This window comes from Ottowia oryzae, assembly GCF_003008535.1.
Lineage (GTDB): Bacteria > Pseudomonadota > Gammaproteobacteria > Burkholderiales > Burkholderiaceae_C > Ottowia > Ottowia oryzae.
In genome coordinates this window covers 1,751,124-1,767,860 of sequence record NZ_CP027666.1, presented here as the reverse complement: position 1 = coordinate 1,767,860, position 16,737 = coordinate 1,751,124, and the positions used below count along the sequence as shown (strand labels likewise).

At 68.1% G+C, this 16,737-nt stretch carries 12 protein-coding genes; 7 read left to right on the top strand and 5 right to left on the bottom strand.

Annotated features, from left to right (window positions below; all coding sequences use genetic code 11):
• Positions 1–9: 9 nt before the first annotated feature.
• Positions 10–2,463, bottom strand: coding sequence for an EcoAI/FtnUII family type I restriction enzme subunit R (hsdR, locus tag C6570_RS08220; protein ID WP_106702775.1), 2,454 nt, complete (start codon positions 2,461–2,463; stop codon positions 10–12).
• 452 nt (positions 2,464–2,915) lie between these two features.
• Between hsdR and ftsY the strand changes: the two genes are divergently transcribed.
• Both ftsY and C6570_RS08210 read left to right on the top strand, forming a co-directional pair.
• Entirely contained in the window at positions 2,916–3,989 is a 1,074-nt protein-coding gene (gene ftsY, locus C6570_RS08215; protein WP_245896363.1) for a signal recognition particle-docking protein FtsY, read from the top strand.
• A gap of 253 nt (positions 3,990–4,242) precedes the next feature.
• Positions 4,243–5,334 carry an NAD(P)/FAD-dependent oxidoreductase gene (locus C6570_RS08210; RefSeq protein ID WP_106702774.1) on the top strand — a complete coding sequence of 364 codons (1,092 nt, stop codon included), beginning with the start codon at positions 4,243–4,245 and terminating at the stop codon, positions 5,332–5,334.
• 168 nt (positions 5,335–5,502) lie between these two features.
• Here the strand turns inward: C6570_RS08210 and C6570_RS08205 are convergent, their stop codons facing one another.
• Positions 5,503–6,264 (bottom strand): M48 family metallopeptidase, encoded by a 762-nt coding sequence (locus C6570_RS08205; protein WP_245896362.1) that lies wholly within the window; start codon positions 6,262–6,264, stop codon positions 5,503–5,505.
• A gap of 214 nt (positions 6,265–6,478) precedes the next feature.
• A complete protein-coding gene (locus C6570_RS08200; RefSeq protein ID WP_106702772.1) occupies positions 6,479–7,255 on the bottom strand; it encodes an IclR family transcriptional regulator domain-containing protein in 777 nt (258 codons plus the stop codon).
• 148 nt (positions 7,256–7,403) lie between these two features.
• On the opposite strand from C6570_RS08200, the gene pobA reads away from it, so the two are divergent.
• The 5 genes from pobA to C6570_RS08175 all read left to right on the top strand — a co-directional run bounded on the left by pobA (position 7,404) and on the right by C6570_RS08175 (position 12,997).
• Positions 7,404–8,603 (top strand): 4-hydroxybenzoate 3-monooxygenase, encoded by a 1,200-nt coding sequence (gene pobA / locus C6570_RS08195; RefSeq protein WP_106702771.1) that lies wholly within the window; start codon positions 7,404–7,406, stop codon positions 8,601–8,603.
• A 273-nt stretch (positions 8,604–8,876) separates the two neighbouring features.
• On the top strand, positions 8,877–9,581 hold the full coding sequence (locus C6570_RS08190) for an SDR family oxidoreductase (RefSeq protein ID WP_106702770.1): 705 nt from the start codon (positions 8,877–8,879) through the stop codon (positions 9,579–9,581).
• A gap of 134 nt (positions 9,582–9,715) precedes the next feature.
• Entirely contained in the window at positions 9,716–10,627 is a 912-nt protein-coding gene (locus C6570_RS08185; protein WP_106704592.1) for a CoA transferase, read from the top strand.
• 36 nt (positions 10,628–10,663) lie between these two features.
• On the top strand, positions 10,664–11,476 hold the full coding sequence (locus tag C6570_RS08180; protein WP_164675513.1) for a DUF1294 domain-containing protein: 813 nt from the start codon (positions 10,664–10,666) through the stop codon (positions 11,474–11,476).
• A 45-nt stretch (positions 11,477–11,521) separates the two neighbouring features.
• Positions 11,522–12,997 (top strand): RNB domain-containing ribonuclease, encoded by a 1,476-nt coding sequence (locus tag C6570_RS08175; protein ID WP_106702769.1) that lies wholly within the window; start codon positions 11,522–11,524, stop codon positions 12,995–12,997.
• A 123-nt stretch (positions 12,998–13,120) separates the two neighbouring features.
• Here C6570_RS08175 and C6570_RS08170 read toward each other — a convergent pair whose 3' ends face one another.
• Positions 13,121–13,750, bottom strand: coding sequence for a DUF924 family protein (locus C6570_RS08170; protein ID WP_106702768.1), 630 nt, complete (start codon positions 13,748–13,750; stop codon positions 13,121–13,123).
• Between the two features lie 159 nt (positions 13,751–13,909).
• A complete protein-coding gene (locus tag C6570_RS08165) occupies positions 13,910–16,555 on the bottom strand; it encodes a YgiQ family radical SAM protein (protein ID WP_106702767.1) in 2,646 nt (881 codons plus the stop codon).
• Between the last annotated feature and the right edge of the window lie 182 nt (positions 16,556–16,737).

Sequence of the window (16,737 nt, the reverse complement as noted above, 5' to 3'; positions counted from 1 at the left end):
GGCACACCGCTAGTGGGCCGGGTGCGTAGCGTACAGCGCTTGCTCCAGCGCCTGCAGTGCGCTGAGGTATTGGGGGCGGCCACCAAAGCTGCGCACCAGCTCCACCGGGCTGCCCAGGTCGGTGAAGGGCTGGAGCTTGAAGACTTCGTTGCTCTCAATGGTGGCGATGCCTTCGTCGGCGTATTTGTCGAGCAGGGCGTCGAGCACCTTGCGGGCCACGGGGCCGTACTGGGTGAACGCATTGCGCTTTTTGACGCGCTGGGCGCGCTCGCGGCGGGTGAGCGGGGGCTGGTCGTAGGCGACGTGCAGCAGCAGGTCGAACGGATCGAGGTCCTTGCCCACTTCATCGGCCAGAGCTTCGAGCAGCACGCCCTGCCCTTCGAGTTCTTGCAGCAAGGCGGCCTTGCGGTCGGCCTGCTGCCAGGTTTGCAGGAACCGGTCGAGCGAGTCGTATTTTTTCAGCAGGTTGATGCGGGTGTAGTCGCGCAGGCTCTCCGTCACCAGCTTGCCCTGGGCGTTGAGGTACTGCACACGCTCGCGGGCCACGGCCACGGTGACCTGGCCGCCGACGATGTATTTCTTGGGCTCGTCACCGCCAGGCCCTGTAACGAGGGGGCCCAGCGGATCGGTGGGCGCCAGTGCGGAGGGGTCGTCGGCAGGGTGCAGTGGCGCAGCGGGCGGCTCCGGCGGCTGGACCGGATCGCCGGGCTGGGGTTCATAGACCTGCACCGGCTCGCCATCGAAGTCCTTGTCGGCGAACAGCTCCGTGGCGCGCTTGAAGTCCAGGATGGTGAACCAGGTCTTGCCCAGGTCTTCGCGCAGCCGCGTGCCCCGGCCGATGATCTGCTTGAACAGCGTCATGGACTTGATGGTCTGATCCAGCACGATGAGCTTGCAGGTCTGTGCATCCACCCCGGTGCTCATGAGCTTGGAGGTGGTGGCAATCACCGGGTAGGCTTTCTCGGGGTCGATGAAGTTGTCCAGCTCGCGCTTGCCCTCGGCGTTGTCGCCGGTGATCTGCACCACGTACTTGGGCTGGGTCGCGCAAATGTCGGCATTGGCGTTGCTGAGCGCCTGGCGCATGCGGGCCGCATGGTCGATGTCCTCGCAAAACACAATCGTCTTGGCGTAGCGGTCGTTGGCCCGGAGGTACTCGGTGATCCTGGCCGCCACGACCTCATCGCGCCGCTCCAGCACCAGCTTGCGGTTCATGTCGGCGCCCGTGTAGATGCGGTCTTCGATGAGGTTGCGATGCTTGTCGCGCATGCCCTCGGTAGGGCGCCAGCCGAAGGTGTCCTTGTCCAGATCGATGCGGATCACCTTGTAGGGCGCCAGGTAGCCGTCCTCGATGCCCTGCTTGAGGCTGTAGGTGTAGAGCGGCTCACCGAAATAGTCGATGTTGGAAACGTCTTCGGTTTCCTTGGGGGTGGCGGTCAGCCCGATCTGCTTGGCGCTGCCGAAGTAGGTCAGGATGTCGCGCCAGGCGGAGTCTTCTGCCGCGCTGCCGCGGTGGCATTCGTCCACGATGACCAGGTCGAAGAAGTCCGGGCTGAACTGCTTGTAGATGTTGTCGGCCTCGTCCGATCCCGTGACGGCCTGGTAGAGCGAGAGGTAGATCTCGTAGCTCTTGTCCACCTGCTTGGTGGTCTTGTTGACGGCCAATTCCACGTCATCCACCGCCACCTGGCCCTGGGCATCGACCCGCTCCACCCCCTTGGCATGGGGGCTGAGTTTGGCCATGGCGCCCTTGAAGGGGCGAAAGTCGTTGACCATGGTCTGGTCGATCAGGATGTTGCGGTCGGCCAGGAACAGGATGCGCTTCTTGGCGCCGCTCTTCCACAGGCGCCAGATGATCTGGAAGGCGGTGTAGGTCTTTCCGGTACCCGTGGCCATGACCAGAAGCGCGCGATGCCGGCCCTGCGCGACGGCTTCTACGGTGCGGTTGATGGCGGCAAGTTGGTAGTAGCGCGGCGTTTTGCTGGGCGCGTAGTCGGACGCGACCACTTGTTGCACATCCGGCGTCCACCCCTTCCAGGCGCAGTACTTGGCCCACAGATCGGCAGGCGACGGAAATTCGTCCAACGAGAGATTGCGCTCAAGCACGCCATCGGACAGCGTGGCATCGCGGAAGACGAAGCCCTCGCCGTTGCTGGAGAAGCTGAAGGGCACGTCCAGCAAGTCTGCGTACTGAATGGCCTGCGCAATGCCTGCGCCCACGGAGTGCCGTTTGTCTTTGGCTTCGATGACGGCCAGCGGAAGATTTGCCTTGTGAAATAGCACGTAGTCCGCGCGCAAGATACTGACCACGTCACGCGCACTGGACTTGCCCCGAACCACCACGCGCCCCGCTCGCAATGTGTATTCCCGCAAAACCTGGTTCTGCAGGCTCCACCCCGCCTGCGCAATGGCGGGGCTGATGAACTTTTCGCAGATGTCGGTTTCGCTCAGGGTTCGGGGCTGCATGAGCGTGGATTCTGCCGCGCCACGCTGACATCCTAGAATTCCCGGAAATGTTCAGTTTCTTTCGCCGCAAAAAGGCCGATCCGGCCGCCGACACACCTGCAGCGCCGCCGCCCGCACCCTCCACGCCTGCCGAGTCCGACCTTTCCCACATTCCGCAGGACGACCTGGAGCGCCAAGCGCTGGCCAGCACACAGGCGTCTGAGAGGCCCGCAGCCCCGCCGCCGCCCGCACCCAGCGGCGGACTGTTTGCGCGCCTCTGGGGCGGCGCCAGCACGCCAGCGCCAGCGCCAGCCACAGCCACAGCCACAGCACCTGCGCCCATTTCCGTACCCGCACCAGCGCCCGTTACAGCGCCAGCCGTGCTACCGGATGTACCTTTGTCGGCACCCGCGTCGGTCCAAGTGCCAGCCTCGTCGCCTCAGGCTACGGAAGCGGCCGCCCCCTTCGCGCCAATGACCACTGCCCCGGCTGAGGCAGCTGCACTCGCCGCGCCCAAGCCCGAATCGGCGCCAGTGCAGGCACCAACCGCACCTGCTACCGAAAGCGTAGCTGTTCCCGCCGATCTGGCGCCGGCCATCGCTGAAAAAGACCTGGAACTGGCACCGCCCTCGGCCACCGCCGCGGCGGCGCGCGTGGGCTGGATGGACCGGCTGAAGTCCGGCCTCAAGCGCACGGGCGGCAGCATCACCACCGTTTTTACCGGCACGCAGATCGACGAAGCGCTGTACGAAGACCTGGAGGCGGCGCTGCTGATGGCCGATTCCGGCGTGGCCGCCACCGACTACCTGCTGCAGGACCTGAAGCGCCGCGTGAAGGAAACGCGCGCCACGCAGCCGGCGCAGGTCAAGGCGCTGCTGCAAGACGCCATCGCCGACCTGCTGGCGCCGCTGGAGCGCCCGCTGGTGGTGGGCGTCTACCACCCCACCGTGATCATGGTGGCGGGCGTCAACGGCGCGGGCAAGACCACCAGCATCGGCAAGCTGACCAAGCACCTGGCCGACGCCGGGGCCACCGTGCTGCTGGCCGCGGCCGACACCTTCCGCGCCGCCGCGCGCGAGCAGCTGGCTGTGTGGGCCAACCGCAACCAGGTGGAAATCATCAGCCAGCAGGGGGCCGACCCGTCCGCCGTCAGCTTTGACGCCGTGGCCGCAGGCCGCGCGCGCGACATGGACGTGGTGCTGGTCGACACGGCCGGGCGCCTGCCCACGCAAAAGCACCTGATGGAAGAGCTGACCAAGATCCGCCGCGTGGTGACCAAGGCCGACGTGACGGCCCCGCACGAGGTGATTCTGGTGATCGACGGCAACACCGGCCAGAACGGGCTGGCGCAAGTCAAGGCGTTTGACGATTCCGCCAAGCTCACGGGCCTGGTCGTCACCAAGCTGGACGGCACCGCCAAGGGCGGCGTGCTGTGCGCCATCGCCCGCGAAAAGCCGGTGCCGGTGTATTTCATCGGCGTGGGCGAGCAGCTGGAAGACCTGCAGACCTTCAACGCGCGCGAATTCGCGCAGGCGCTGGTCGGCTGAAGGGCCGACGGGCAGCCGCTCCGGCACCCGCGCCGGGGCGACGCGGCGCCATCCGCTGATCGCCGGGCCTGCGCAGGGGCGTGCACTGGTCAATACGCGCGAATTGCGGTGCTGATCCGCCGCGTGGCGCGCCACTCCAGGCCGTTGGCAGCAGCTTGCGGCGCCGCCAGCCCTGCCACCGATTCCGCGGCGGTGCGCTGCAACCGATTGCAACGCGCTGGCCGCTTCACTCTCACTCGATACACTCGCAGCCATGACCGTGAATTCTTCCCGCAAGCATCTGGTGCTGGTTGGCGCAGGCCGTGCCAACCTGCATGTGCTCAAGGGCCTGGCCCGACAAGGCTCGGCGGACATGAATGTCACCTTGGTCGCGCCGCAGCCCTATTACATCGACCCGGCCATGCTGCCCGGCTACGTGGCGGGCGACTACGCTCTGGACGAAGTGCGCATCGCGCTGGACCCGCTGGTCGAGGCCAGCGGCGTCACCTACGTCGCCGCGCACGTGCATTCGCTGGACGCCACCGGCCGGCGCATCCAGCTGACCAGTGGTGATGCGCTGCCGTACGACGTGCTCTCGGTCGACGCCGAGCCCACGCTGGAGCGCGAGGCGGTCGAGCACGCCATGCCCGGCGCGCGCCGCAATGCGCTGTTCGTGCACCCTTACGAAGCCTTCGTGCAGCTTTGGCCGCAGCTGCAGGCGCTGGCGCAAGAGCGCGCGCTGCAAGTAGCCGTGATCGGCGGCGATCTGGCCGCGGTCGAGCTGGCCATGGCCGTCGCCCAGGCGCTGAACAGCCCGCACGGCAGCCGCGTTTCGCTGATCTCCGGCGACGCGCCCCTGCTGGCCGACCAGCCTGCCGGGCTGCAGCGGCGCGTGCTGTCGCGCCTGAAGGCGATGCACATCACCGTGCTGCAAGACCGCTGCGTGGGGCTGGACGGGCAAGCCGTTGAGCTGGCCAGCGGCGCCACGCTGCTGTGCGACGCGCCCCTGCTGGCGCTGATCGCCGGCACGCCCGCCTGGCTGACTCAAGCCGGGCTGCAGGCGGACGAGGTGGGCGAGCTGGTCGTGAACGAACGCCTGCAAAGCGAAAGCCACCGGCAGGTGTTCGTGGTGCCGCCGCACGCCCCGCCCGAAACCGGCCCGGTGCTGGAAGCCAACCTGCGCACCGCCATGGGCGGCGGCAACTTCAAGAAGGCGCCCGTGGGCCCCGTGCGGCTGCGCACCGTGTCTTGTGGCGACGGCCATGCCATCGCCGCCTGGGGCTTTCTGGCGATCGAAGGGCGCGAAGTGTGGAACTGGAAGGACCGGCGCGACCGGCGCCAGCTGGCGGCGCTGTTCACGCCTTGAGCAGCGGGGCGGGCTTGATCCCCCGGGCACGATAGTGCATCAAAAATCATAGCTGCCAGCGCAGGCTACCAGGGCCCCAGCAGGCCATTTTCCCCTTCAACTGCTCAGTGCAAAAAGCAAAGAAAAAGCGCCCCTCGGGGCGCTTTTTTCATGCCGTGAAGCGGTGGCTTACTTGCTGGCCATGTCCCGCATGCGGTCTGCACGCGCGCCCGGATCGGGGTGCGTGGACAGCATGTTGTCCATGGTGCTGCCTTTCTTGCCGCCGCGCTGGGCTGCCAGCTTGCGGAAGGCCGTTTCCAGCGCCTTGGTGTTGTAGCCGTACTTCTTCATGAAGGCCAGGCCGTAGTCGTCCGAAGCGGTTTCCTGGCTTTGCGAGAACTGGCTGTTGATCAGCGCCTCGCCCAGATCGCCCAGCTGCGAAGCGGCCAGCACGCCGCCCGCGCTGCTGGAGGCGGCCGCTGCCTTGCGACCGGCCGACGCCATGTAGGCGGTGCGCATCTGGCTCATGCTGTGGCCCAGCTTCACGTGGCCGATTTCATGGCCGATGATGCCCAGCATTTCCTGGTCGTTCATCAGATCCATCAGGCCGCTGTACACGCGGATCGAACCGTCGGGCGTGGCGTTGGCGTTGACTTGCGGGCTCAGGTACACCTTGTAGTTCAGCACCAGGCCGTCTTCGTTGACGTGGTTCTTCGTCAGCCGGGCCAGGCGCTTGGCGTAACGGTTGTTGGGCGGCGCCACGCGCGCTTGCTTGTCCTCGGCGGCGCGCAGTTGCAGCGCGGCGCTCTTCAGGTCGTCTTCCGAAACGGTGGCGGCCTTGACCACGTCCATCGCGGCACCCACCTTGCCGTCGGCCGACACACCGCTGCCCCCGGTCGCGCTGCAACCCACCAGCCACAGGGCGGCCACGCCGGTGGCCAAAATGCTCATTCTCAGTTTCATTTCTGACGGTTCTCCCGCAATTTCTTGCTGTTTTTTTCACCCCGAGGCCATGCGCCCCGGTGCCAAGGATGATAGCGGCGCGCCCCCACCGCACCATGACAGTGCAAAGTCAGCCCGGCGCGCGCCGCGTGGCCGCGCGCAGCATTCCCCCTGTGTTTTTGGCCGCTGGCGCAGGTCCCTTCTGCGCTGGCAGCTACGAATTTCAGAGCATTTCGCGCAGATCGCGGGCGGCGGCGCGCAGGCGCGGTAGCTGCTCGGCCAGCAGAAACTGCGGCGTGGCGCGATCGGGCGCTGCCATCACGTTCAGCGCCGCCACGGTGTGGCCCTGCGCGTTGCGCAGCGGGACCGCCACGGCCACCACGCCCAGCTCATGCTCTTCGCTGGCGATGCAATGGTCGTCGCGCGCCACGGTGTCGAGCATGGCCAAAAACGCCGCCGGCTCCGTCAGGGTGTGCGGCGTCAGGCGCGGCAGCGCCTTGCCGTGCAGCCATTCGGCGCGCGCGGCGGGCGTCAGCGCAGCCAGCAGCACCCGCCCGGTGGATGTGGCGTGCGCCGGCAAGCGCGCGCCCAGGTGCATGCCGTAGGCCAGCAGCCGCGTGGCGGGCGCGCCCATGCCGGCGCTGCGGGCGATGATGATCACTTCGTCCCCGTCCAGCACCACGGCGGAATACACGTCCGGCGTTTGCGCCGCCAGCCGGTTCAGCGTGGGCTGGATCAGGCGCGGCAGCCGCGACGAGGCCAGGTAGGCGCCGGCCAGGCGCAGCGCGCGCGGCGCCAGCCAGTAGTAGCTGCCATCCGTTTCCAGATAGCCGCAGTGCGTCAGCGTGAGCAGGTGGCGCCGCGCCGCCGCGCGCGTCAGGCCCGCGCGCTCGGCCGCCTGCGTGGCGTTCAGCCGCTGGCGCTCGGTGTCAAAACTCTCCAGCACGGCCAGCCCCTTGACGAGGCCCGCGATGGTGTCGGCATGGGCAATAGGCGGCATTGCGCGATGATCGCACATCATCACCCATCACCGCGCAAGTGCGTGCCCGCGCGCTGGAGTGCGGCGGGGCGGGCTTCTAAGCTCGAAAAAAACACGGCGGTCGCCCCGCGCACCGCCCATTCCAACCCGCACCCGTGGAGACAAACCCGTGCAAACCACCCGAACTCAAGTCGCCATCATCGGCGCAGGCCCTTCCGGCCTGCTGCTGGGCCAACTGCTGCACAAGAACGGCATCGACGCCGTGATCGTCGAGCGCGTGTCTGGCGACTACGTGCTGGGCCGCATCCGCGCCGGCATCCTCGAGCAGGTCACGATCGACCTGATGGACGAAGCCGGCGTGGGCCAGCGCATGCACGCCGAAGGCCTGGTGCATGACGGCATCGAGATGCTCTACAACGGCGCGCGCCACCGCGTCGACCTGAAGAAATACAGCGGCGGCAAGCACGTGATGGTGTACGGCCAGACCGAGCTGACGCGCGATCTGATGCAGGCGCGCGCCGCGGCCGGCCTGCCCACCATCTACGAAGCCAAGAACACCGCGGTGCACGACTTCGACACCGCCAAGCCCTACGTCACCTACGAAAAAGATGGCCAGCAGCACCGCATCGACTGCGACTTCATTGCCGGCTGCGACGGCTTTCACGGCGTGTGCCGCGCCAGCGCACCGCGCTCGGCCATCCACGAATTTGAAAAGGTGTACCCCTTTGGCTGGCTGGGCCTGCTGTCTGACACGCCACCGGTGAGCGACGAGCTCATCTACGTCAACAGCCCGCGCGGCTTTGCCCTGTGCAGCCAGCGCAGCGCCACGCGCAGCCGCTATTACCTGCAGGTGCCGCTGACCGACAAGGTCGAGGAATGGAGCGACGACGCCTTCTGGCAAGAGCTGAAGCTGCGCCTGGACGACGAAGCGCGCGAGCGCCTGGTGACCGGCCCCAGCATCGAGAAAAGCATTGCCCCGCTGCGCAGCTTCGTGACCGAGCCGCTGCGCTTTGGCCGCATGTTCCTGGCCGGCGATGCGGGCCACATCGTGCCGCCCACCGGTGCCAAGGGCCTGAACCTGGCCGCCACCGACGTGAAATACCTGCTGGACGCGTTGGTCGACTTCTACAAAGACCACAGCGAGGCCGGCATTGACGACTATTCGCGCAAATGCCTGGCCCGCATCTGGCGCGCTGAGCGCTTTTCGTGGTGGTTCACGCAGCTGATGCACCGCTTTCCGCACGACGACCAGATCACCGCCAAGTTCCAGACCGCCGAGCTGGATTACCTGCTGAATTCCGAGGCGGGGCTGACGACGATTGCGGAGAACTATGTGGGGTTGCCTCTAGCCTTCGGCTCTCCCCCCTGAGTCGCCTCCGGCGCCTTCCCCCCTCTCTCTGCGCGCTGCGCGCTACGGGATGGGGGACAACGCGCGTGGCCGCCGCAGGTGCGGCCACCGCGTTCGCTGGCGTAGCCTGCTCCGCGGCCATCGGTGCCGTGGTGTGCGGGCGGGGGCTGGGCTTGTGCCTGCGGGTTTGGACGAGCTTTGCGTGGCGCCGCTGGGCTTCTTCCATATCGGGGCGCGTGCCTGCTCGCGCTACCCCTTAGCATCCGTGGTTTCCATCACCACACGGAGCTGCGCATGAGCACACAGAAAGTCGCCCTGATCACCGCCGGGGGCAGCGGCATGGGTGCGGCGGCGGCGCGGCGACTGGCGCGCGACGGGTTTCGCGTGGGCGTGCTGTCGTCGTCCGGCAAGGGCGAGGCGCTGGGGGTGGAGCTGGGCGGCTTTGGCGTGACGGGCAGCAATTTGAGTGACGAGGCGCTGGGCCAGCTGGTGGATGGCGCGCTGCAGCGCTGGGGCCGCATCGACGCGCTGGTCAATTCCGCCGGGCATGGGCCCAAGGGCGACCTGCTGGCGCTGACCGACGCGCAGTGGGCCACCGGCATGGAAATGTATTTCATGAACGTGGTGCGCGCCACGCGCCTGGTCACGCCGCACCTGCTGCAGGCCGGCGGCGGCGCCATCGTCAACATCTCCAGCTTTGCGGCAGTGGAGCCTGACCCGGTCTTCCCCACCTCGGCCGTGTTCCGCGCGGGGCTGGCGGCCTACACCAAGCTGTACGCCGACCAGTACGCCAAAGACGGCATCCGCATGAACAACGTGCTGCCCGGCTACATCGACAGCCTGCCCGAAAAGGCCGAGCGCCGCGCCGCCATACCCGCCGGGCGCTACGGCCATGCGGACGAGGTGGCTTCGCTGATCGCGTGGCTGGCGTCCGCCGAAGGCGCCTACATGACGGGCCAGAACCTGCGGGTGGATGGCGGGCTGACGCGCAGCCTGTAAGCGGGGCAGCAGCGCCCCAATCCACGGCCGAATGCCCGATGCGGGGCCCAACGGCGCCGCAGAAATTCATCAAGAAAAACACCGCCATCGCAGGCTGCACCAGCGCCGGCAGCTACTCTAAACATAGCAAAACCATGTCTTCATCCAGCACCTTCAAGCCCTTGCGCGGGCGCCGCGTCGTCAGCCTGGCGCTCAACCTGCCCGGCCCCGCCGCACTGATGCGCCTGGGCGAGCTGGGCGCGCGCTGCCTGAAGGTAGAGCCGCCCGGCCCCGGCCAAACGCCAGCGGGCCGGCCCATCTCGGGCGACCCGATGGGCCAGTACAACATCGGCGCCTACAACACCATGCACGAAGGCGTGCGCGTGGTGCAGGTCGATCTGAAAACCGAGCGCGGCCACGCCCAGCTGGCGCGCGAGCTGGCCAAGTCCGACCTGCTGCTGACCTCGTTTCGCCCCTCGGCCCTGCAAAAACTGGGGCTGAACTGGAAGGCCGTGCACCGCGCGCACCCAGCGCTGTCGATGGTGGAAATCGTCGGCGCGCCGGGCGATCGTGCCGACGAGCCCGGCCACGATTTGACCTACCTGGCCGAGGCCGGCCTGGTGCCCGGCACCGATCTGCCGCCCAGCCTGCTGGCCGACATGGCCGGCGCCCTGCTCGCGGTCGAAGCAGCCCTGGGCGTGCTGATGCAAGCGGCCGCCAGCGGCAAAGGCGCGCACCGCCAGGTCGCCTTGTCGGACGCGGCGGCGTGGCTGGCCCTGCCCCGCCACTGGGGCCTGACGCTGCCCAGCGGCGCCGTGGGTGGCGCGCACGCAGGCTACCGCGTGTACCCCTGCAAGGACGGGCGCGTGGCCATCGCCGCACTTGAGCCGCACTTTGCCGCATCGCTGTTTGCCGCCGCCGGCCTGCCGCCGCCCGATGCGCGCGCGCCCTTCGCCCCGCAAACGCGCGACGCCATCGCCGCCTGGGCGCTGACCAAGACGCGCCGCCAGCTGGATGCATTGGCCGTGGCGCGCGACATTCCGCTGTGCACGCTCTCAAATAAATAGCTGGCAGCGCTTGCCACACCAGCGCTGGAGGCCTGAATGACTCAAGACGGCGAAGTCCTTCGCTTTGACGCCGAGCGCGGCTTCGGCTTCATCGGCACCGCCGACGGGCGGCGCGACATCTTCTTTCACGTGCGCGACGTGCGCGGCGGCGAAGCGCCCAACCTGGGCGAGCGCGTGCGCTTTGAACGCATCGACGTGGGCGGCAAAGGCCCGCGCGCGATGGCGGTGCAGCGCCTGGGCGGTGGCCGCGCGGTGCCCAGCGCGGGGGCGACCGCGCCCGGCGCCGCCCGCACCGGATCGCCCGGGCGCAGCGCGGCCAAAGCAGACGGCGGCACGGCGCGAGCCATCCCCGGCGGGGCCAGCCGCACGGCCGACCGCGCACCAAATCGCACCACCGGCCCCACACCCAACAACCGCCGCGCCAGCCCAACCGACTCTGATCGCCGCCCCGGCGCCCCACGGCGCGGCAACGGCCATCCGCGCGGGCTGGACGGCCAGCCGTGGCTGTTCGCCCTGGCCGTGCTGGCGTGGCTGGTGTTGCTGGTGTTGGTGCTCCGCCAGGGCGCCCTGCCCGTTTCCGCCCCCGCGCTGCTGGGCGGGCTGGCCCTGCTGAACGTGGCCACCTTCATCGCCTACGCCAGCGACAAGAACGCCGCGCAGCAAGGCCGCTGGCGCACGCCCGAAAACACCTTGCACGCGCTGGCGCTGGCTGGCGGGTGGCCCGCCGCCTGGCTGGCGCAGCGGGCGCTGCGCCACAAGTCGCGCAAGGCCGAATTCCTGGCCGTGTACGTGGTGACGGTGCTGCTCAACCTGGGCGCGCTGGCTTGGCTGGCCTGGCACGGCCGTTGAATACGGCGTGGCTATGATGCGGCGCACACCCCCACGCCCCGCACCATGAGCCCACTGCACCCGCACCAACGACAAGAGCTGGCCGAGCTGGCCGGGATCGCCATGCGCGAGCGGGGCCTGCAGCCCGAGTTCGGGCGCGCCACGCTGGACCAGCTCAGCGCCATCGACACACCCAGCGACGAGCAAGGCCCCGGCATTGCCGACATGACCGCGCTGCGCTGGTGCTCGATCGACAACGACGATTCGCGCGACCTGGACCAGCTCACCGCCAGCCAGGTGCTGCCCAGTGGCGACGTGCGCATCCTGGTGTCCGTGGCCGATGTGGATGCGCTGGTCCAGGCGCACACGCCGATCGACCAGCACGCCGAGGCCAACACCACCAGCGTCTACACCTCGGCCATCGTTTTTCCGATGCTGCCCGAAAAGCTCAGCACCGACTTCACCTCGCTCAACCCGCACCGCGTGCGCGTGGCGTTGGTGGTCGAGATGGATTTCGCGCCCGACGGCGCACTGCGGCGCTCGCACATCACCCGCGCGCGGGTGCGCAACCAGGCCAAGCTGGCCTACGACAGCGTGGCCGCGTGGCTGGACGGCGACGGCCGCCTGCCCGAAGCCGCCGCCCAGGTGGGCGGGCTGGCGGACGACCTGCGCACGCAGGATTCGGTGGCGCAGCAGCTGCGCGCGCGCCGGCGCGAGCAGGGTTCGCTGGAATTCCAGACGCTGCAGCCGCGCGCCGAGTTCGACGGTGACCGCGTGGTGGCCATCCGCCAGCAGGTGCAGAACCGCGCGCGCCAGTTGATCGAGGAATTCATGGTGGCCACCAACGGCGTGGTGGCGCGCTTTCTGGCCGAGCGGCACCGCGCCTCGCTGCGGCGCGTGGTGCGCTCGCCCGAGCGCTGGGCGCGCATTGCCGAAGTGGCCGCCGAGCGCGGCTGGGAATTGCCCGCCGAAGCCGATTCCGCCGCGCTGGAGCAGTTCCTGGTGGCCGAACGCCGCCGCGACCCCGAGCGCTTTCCCGATCTGTCGCTGACCATCGTCAAGCTGCTGGGCCGCGGCGAATACGTGGTGGAAGTGCCGGGTGGCCCGCGCATCGGCCACTTTGGGCTGGCGGTGCGCGACTATTCGCATTCCACCGCGCCCAACCGGCGCTTTCCCGACCTGATCACCGGCCGCCTGCTGAAAGCCGCGCTGGCCGACGCCCGGCCGCCCTACTCCCACGCCGAGCTGGAACGCCTGGCCGTGCACTGCACGCGCCAGGAAGACGCGGCCAACAAGGTGGAGCGCCAACTGCGCAAGTCCGAAGCCGCGCTGCTGCTGGAGCAGCGCATTGGCGACGTCTTCGACGGCGTGGTGACCGGCGTGTCCAAGGGCAACAACTGGGTGCGCGTGTTTTCGCCACCGGCCGAAGGCAAGCTGGCCGTGGGGCGCGGCGGCGCGGTGAAGGTGGGCGACAAGGTGCGCGTGAAGCTGCTTTCGACCAACGTCGAGCGGGGCTTCATCGACTTTGGTTTGCTGGCTTGAGGGGCACTGAAAGCGCCCTGCGCTAAGGCTGGCCGAATACCTACTGAGGCGTGGCGGCGGAGATCTGCTAGCTTTTGAATAGCTGTCAGCGCCCAGTATGCCTGCGCTGGCAGCCCATTTCAATCAGAATCCTGAGCCCGGCTGCGCCAGGTAGTCCAGCTCTTGCGCGGTGCTGGTGCGCCCCAGGATGGCATTGCGGTGTGGAAAGCGGCCAAAGCGCTCGATCACCTCCTGGTGGCGGCGAGCGTAGTCGGCGGTGTTCGCAAAGAACGCCCTGGGCTCGGCCTGCGGCGCGGTGGCCAGCACGTCGAACAGCGCCACGCTGCGCGCCTGCATCAGCGGGTCTTCGGCGTGCTCCAGCGGCAGATACGCAAAGATGCGCGCCATGGGCGGCAGGCTTTGGTCTTGCCCGGCCTGAATGCCTTCCATCGCCGTTTGCAGCGCCAGCGGGTCGCCCGCGAAGCTCTTGGCCTGGCCGCGAAAGGCGTTGCGGGTAAATTGGTCGAGCACGATCAGCTTGGCCAGCCAGCCTTCGTCGGTGGCAGGCCAGTCGGCCAGCCCGCCCGCCAGCGCCGCATCAATGGTGGCGGTGAAGCGCTGGCGCAATTCGGCGTCGAAAGCGTCGTTTTTCTGAAACCATTGCTGCTGCACGCGCGCCATGGCGTCCGCATTCAGCGGATAAGCGCCCAGCCAGAAGGCGAGCACGTCTTGCGGGGTGGCGATGGGGCTTCGAGCGGGGTTTTCAGCTTGCATCCAATCATTGTGGCAGTTGGCCGCTCGCCCACAACTTGCACCTGACACCTGACACCTGACACCTAGGATCTGGCACGCCAAGCGCAGATCAGTACCGATCAGGCCCAGGCCGCGCAAGGCACGTCAGCGCTGGCCGTGCCCGGGGTTTGCACGGCGCAGTCAGCGCGCGGGTCGAGCGCCGGGTTTGCGCGGCGCACCTTGTTGAGCCCCACGCCCAGCGGGGCCACGCCCTTGGCCGCCCGTAGCTGCCCCAGCCGCGCGCTTGCCCGCGCCCGTGCCAGCGCGTGGCGGCAGGCCGGTGTGCTGCGTGAGCAGCTTGCCCTGCGCGGGCTGGGCAGTGCGAAAACGCACGTCTTCGGTGGGCTCTACCCCGCCGCGGGTGGCCTTGCCTGCGGGCTTGCCGCCGGATTTGCTCAGCGCGTGCGCCTTGCCTTGTTGCGACAGCACCTGGCGCCCTGCGGTGCCGGTGCCTTGCGTGCTGTTCTTGCGCCGGGCGCTTTGGTAGTCGCCATCGACCAGCGGCTGGTAGCTGGGAATCAGGTGCTGCTTGCCGTTGCCAATCAGATCGGCGCGGCCCATGTCTTTCAGCGCCTGGCGCAGCAGCGGCCAGTTGTTGGGGTCGTGGTAGCGCAGGAAAGCCTTGTGCAGGCGGCGCAGGCGGTCGCCCTTGGGCGTGTCCACCTTTTCAGCGCGCTCGTCGCGGTGAATGCCCTTGAGGGTGTTCAGCCCCGTGTGGTACATCGTCGTGGCCGTGGCCATGGGGCTGGGGTAGAACGCCTGCACTTGGTCGGCGCGAAAGCCGTTGGTCTTCAGCCAGATGGCCAGCTGCATCATGTCTTCGACCGTGGTGCCCGGGTGCGCGGCGATGAAGTAGGGAATCAAAAACTGCTTCTTGCCCGCCTCGGCGCTGAACTTTTCAAACAGCTGTTTGAAGCGCTCGTAGCTGCCGATGCCCGGCTTCATCATCTTGGACAGCGGGCCTTCTTCGGTGTGCTCGGGTGCAATCTTCAGGTAGCCGCCCACGTGGTGCTGCACCAGCTCTTTCACGTACGCAGGGCTTTGCACCGCCAGGTCGTAGCGCAGGCCTGAGCCGATCAGCACCTTTTTCACGCCGGGCAGCGTGCGGGTGCGGCGGTAGATGTCGATCAGCGGCTTGTGGTCGGTCGTCAGGTTCTGGCATATGCCGGGGTACACGCAGCTGGGCTTGCGGCAGGCCGCCTCGATCTGCGGGCTTTTGCAGCCCAGGCGGTACATGTTGGCGGTGGGGCCGCCCAGGTCGCTGACGACGCCGGTGAAGCCCTGCACCTTGTCGCGCATCTCTTCCACCTCGCGAATGATGGAATCTTCGCTGCGACTTTGGATGATGCGGCCTTCGTGCTCGGTGATGCTGCAGAAGGTGCAGCCGCCAAAGCAGCCGCGCATGATGTTGACCGAAAAGCGAATCATCTCCCACGCGGGGATCTTGGTGGCGCCGTCGTGGCGGCCGCGCTCGTCGGCGTAGCTGGGGTGCGGGCTGCGCGCGTAGGGCAGGCCGAAGACCTGGTCCATCTCGGCGGTGGTCAGCGGGATGGGCGGCGGGTTGATCCACACGTCGCGCGCGGTGGCGCCCTCGCCGTGCGCCTGCACCAGCGCGCGGGCGTTGCCGGGGTTGGTCTCCAGGTGCAGCACGCGGTTGGCGTGCGCGTAGAGCACCGGGTCGCTCTTGACCTGCTCGTAGCTGGGCAGGCGGATCACGGTGCGGGCGCGCGCGGGCGGCTTGGCGCTGGGGGTTGCGGTGGCGGTGGCGGTGGCCGCAGGTGCGTTGGCCGACGTGCCCGCGGCCTTGGCCGAAGCTGCGCCGCGCTGCAGCGCCGGGTTGGGCACGAAGCGCAGGGGTTGCGCTTCATCTTTCAATCCTTTTTGGCCGCCAGCGCCCGCAACACCTGCGCCAGCAGCTATCAAATCAGAAGCGGCCGCCGTATTGCTTTCACGTTCGCAAGACGCGCCCTGCGCCGCCGCCTGTTCGCCGGTGGTCTGGTACGGATTGATGTGCGCGTCGACACGGCCGGGCTGGTCAACCTCGGTGGAATCGATCTCGAACCAGCCGGGCTCGGACGCGCGGCGCACGAAGGCCGTGCCGCGCACGTCGGTGATCTGCTCCACCGGCTCGCGCCGCGCCAGGCGGTGCGCCACCTCGACCAGCGCGCGTTCAGCGTTGCCGTACAGCAGCAGATCGCACTTGCTGTCCACCACGATGGAGCGGCGCACCTTGTCGCTCCAGTAGTCGTAGTGGGCAATGCGGCGCAGGCTGCCCTCGATGCCGCCCAGCACGATGGGCACGTCGTTGAAAGCCTCGCGGCAGCGCTGGCTGTAGACGATGGCCGCGCGGTCGGGCCGCTTGCCACCCACATCGCCGGGGGTGTAGGCGTCGTCGCTGCGGATCTTCCGGTCGGCGGTGTACCGGTTGATCATCGAATCCATGTTGCCCGCCGTCACGCCCCAGAACAGGTTGGGCTTGCCCAGCGCCTTGAAGGGCTCGGCGCTTTGCCAGTCGGGCTGGGCGATGATGCCCACGCGAAAGCCCTGGGCTTCGAGCACGCGGCCGATCACGGCCATGCCGAAGCTCGGGTGGTCGACGTAGGCATCGCCCGTCACAATGACGATGTCGCACGAATCCCAGCCGAGCGCATCCATCTCGGCCCGCGTGGTGGGCAGAAACGGCGCAGTGCCAAAACGCTTGGCCCAGTACGGCTTGTAGCTGGTCAGCGGCTTGGCCGCGCGCGGAAAGAAGGAAACGTCTTGAAAACGTTCGGCGACGGCGTTCATGGGCGGGGGCCTGCGGCAGCGAGGGGCTGCGGATGCGCCGGAAAGCGGCCGACGCTTATGAAGGGCAGGAAATCGCCGCCATTTTAGGCAAACAGCGCGTTTTGCGCGCGATTGGGCGCCAATTCACCGGCTTGCGCGCCTGCCATTCGTGCACCCGTGCACGCCGCCGGGCACAGCCTGCG

Coding starts and splice junctions, on each gene's coding strand:
- C6570_RS08170 (WP_106702768.1), bottom strand. CDS start 13,750: ATGCAAGCTGAAAACCCCGCTCGAAGCCCCATCGCCACCCCGCAAGAC.
- C6570_RS08210 (WP_106702774.1), top strand. CDS start 4,243: ATGACCGTGAATTCTTCCCGCAAGCATCTGGTGCTGGTTGGCGCAGGC.
- C6570_RS08185 (WP_106704592.1), top strand. CDS start 9,716: ATGTCTTCATCCAGCACCTTCAAGCCCTTGCGCGGGCGCCGCGTCGTC.
- C6570_RS08205 (WP_245896362.1), bottom strand. CDS start 6,264: ATGAGCATTTTGGCCACCGGCGTGGCCGCCCTGTGGCTGGTGGGTTGC.
- hsdR (WP_106702775.1), bottom strand. CDS start 2,463: ATGCAGCCCCGAACCCTGAGCGAAACCGACATCTGCGAAAAGTTCATC.
- C6570_RS08165 (WP_106702767.1), bottom strand. CDS start 16,555: ATGAACGCCGTCGCCGAACGTTTTCAAGACGTTTCCTTCTTTCCGCGC.
- C6570_RS08180 (WP_164675513.1), top strand. CDS start 10,664: ATGACTCAAGACGGCGAAGTCCTTCGCTTTGACGCCGAGCGCGGCTTC.
- ftsY (WP_245896363.1), top strand. CDS start 2,916: ATGACCACTGCCCCGGCTGAGGCAGCTGCACTCGCCGCGCCCAAGCCC.
- C6570_RS08190 (WP_106702770.1), top strand. CDS start 8,877: ATGAGCACACAGAAAGTCGCCCTGATCACCGCCGGGGGCAGCGGCATG.
- C6570_RS08175 (WP_106702769.1), top strand. CDS start 11,522: ATGAGCCCACTGCACCCGCACCAACGACAAGAGCTGGCCGAGCTGGCC.
- C6570_RS08200 (WP_106702772.1), bottom strand. CDS start 7,255: ATGCCGCCTATTGCCCATGCCGACACCATCGCGGGCCTCGTCAAGGGG.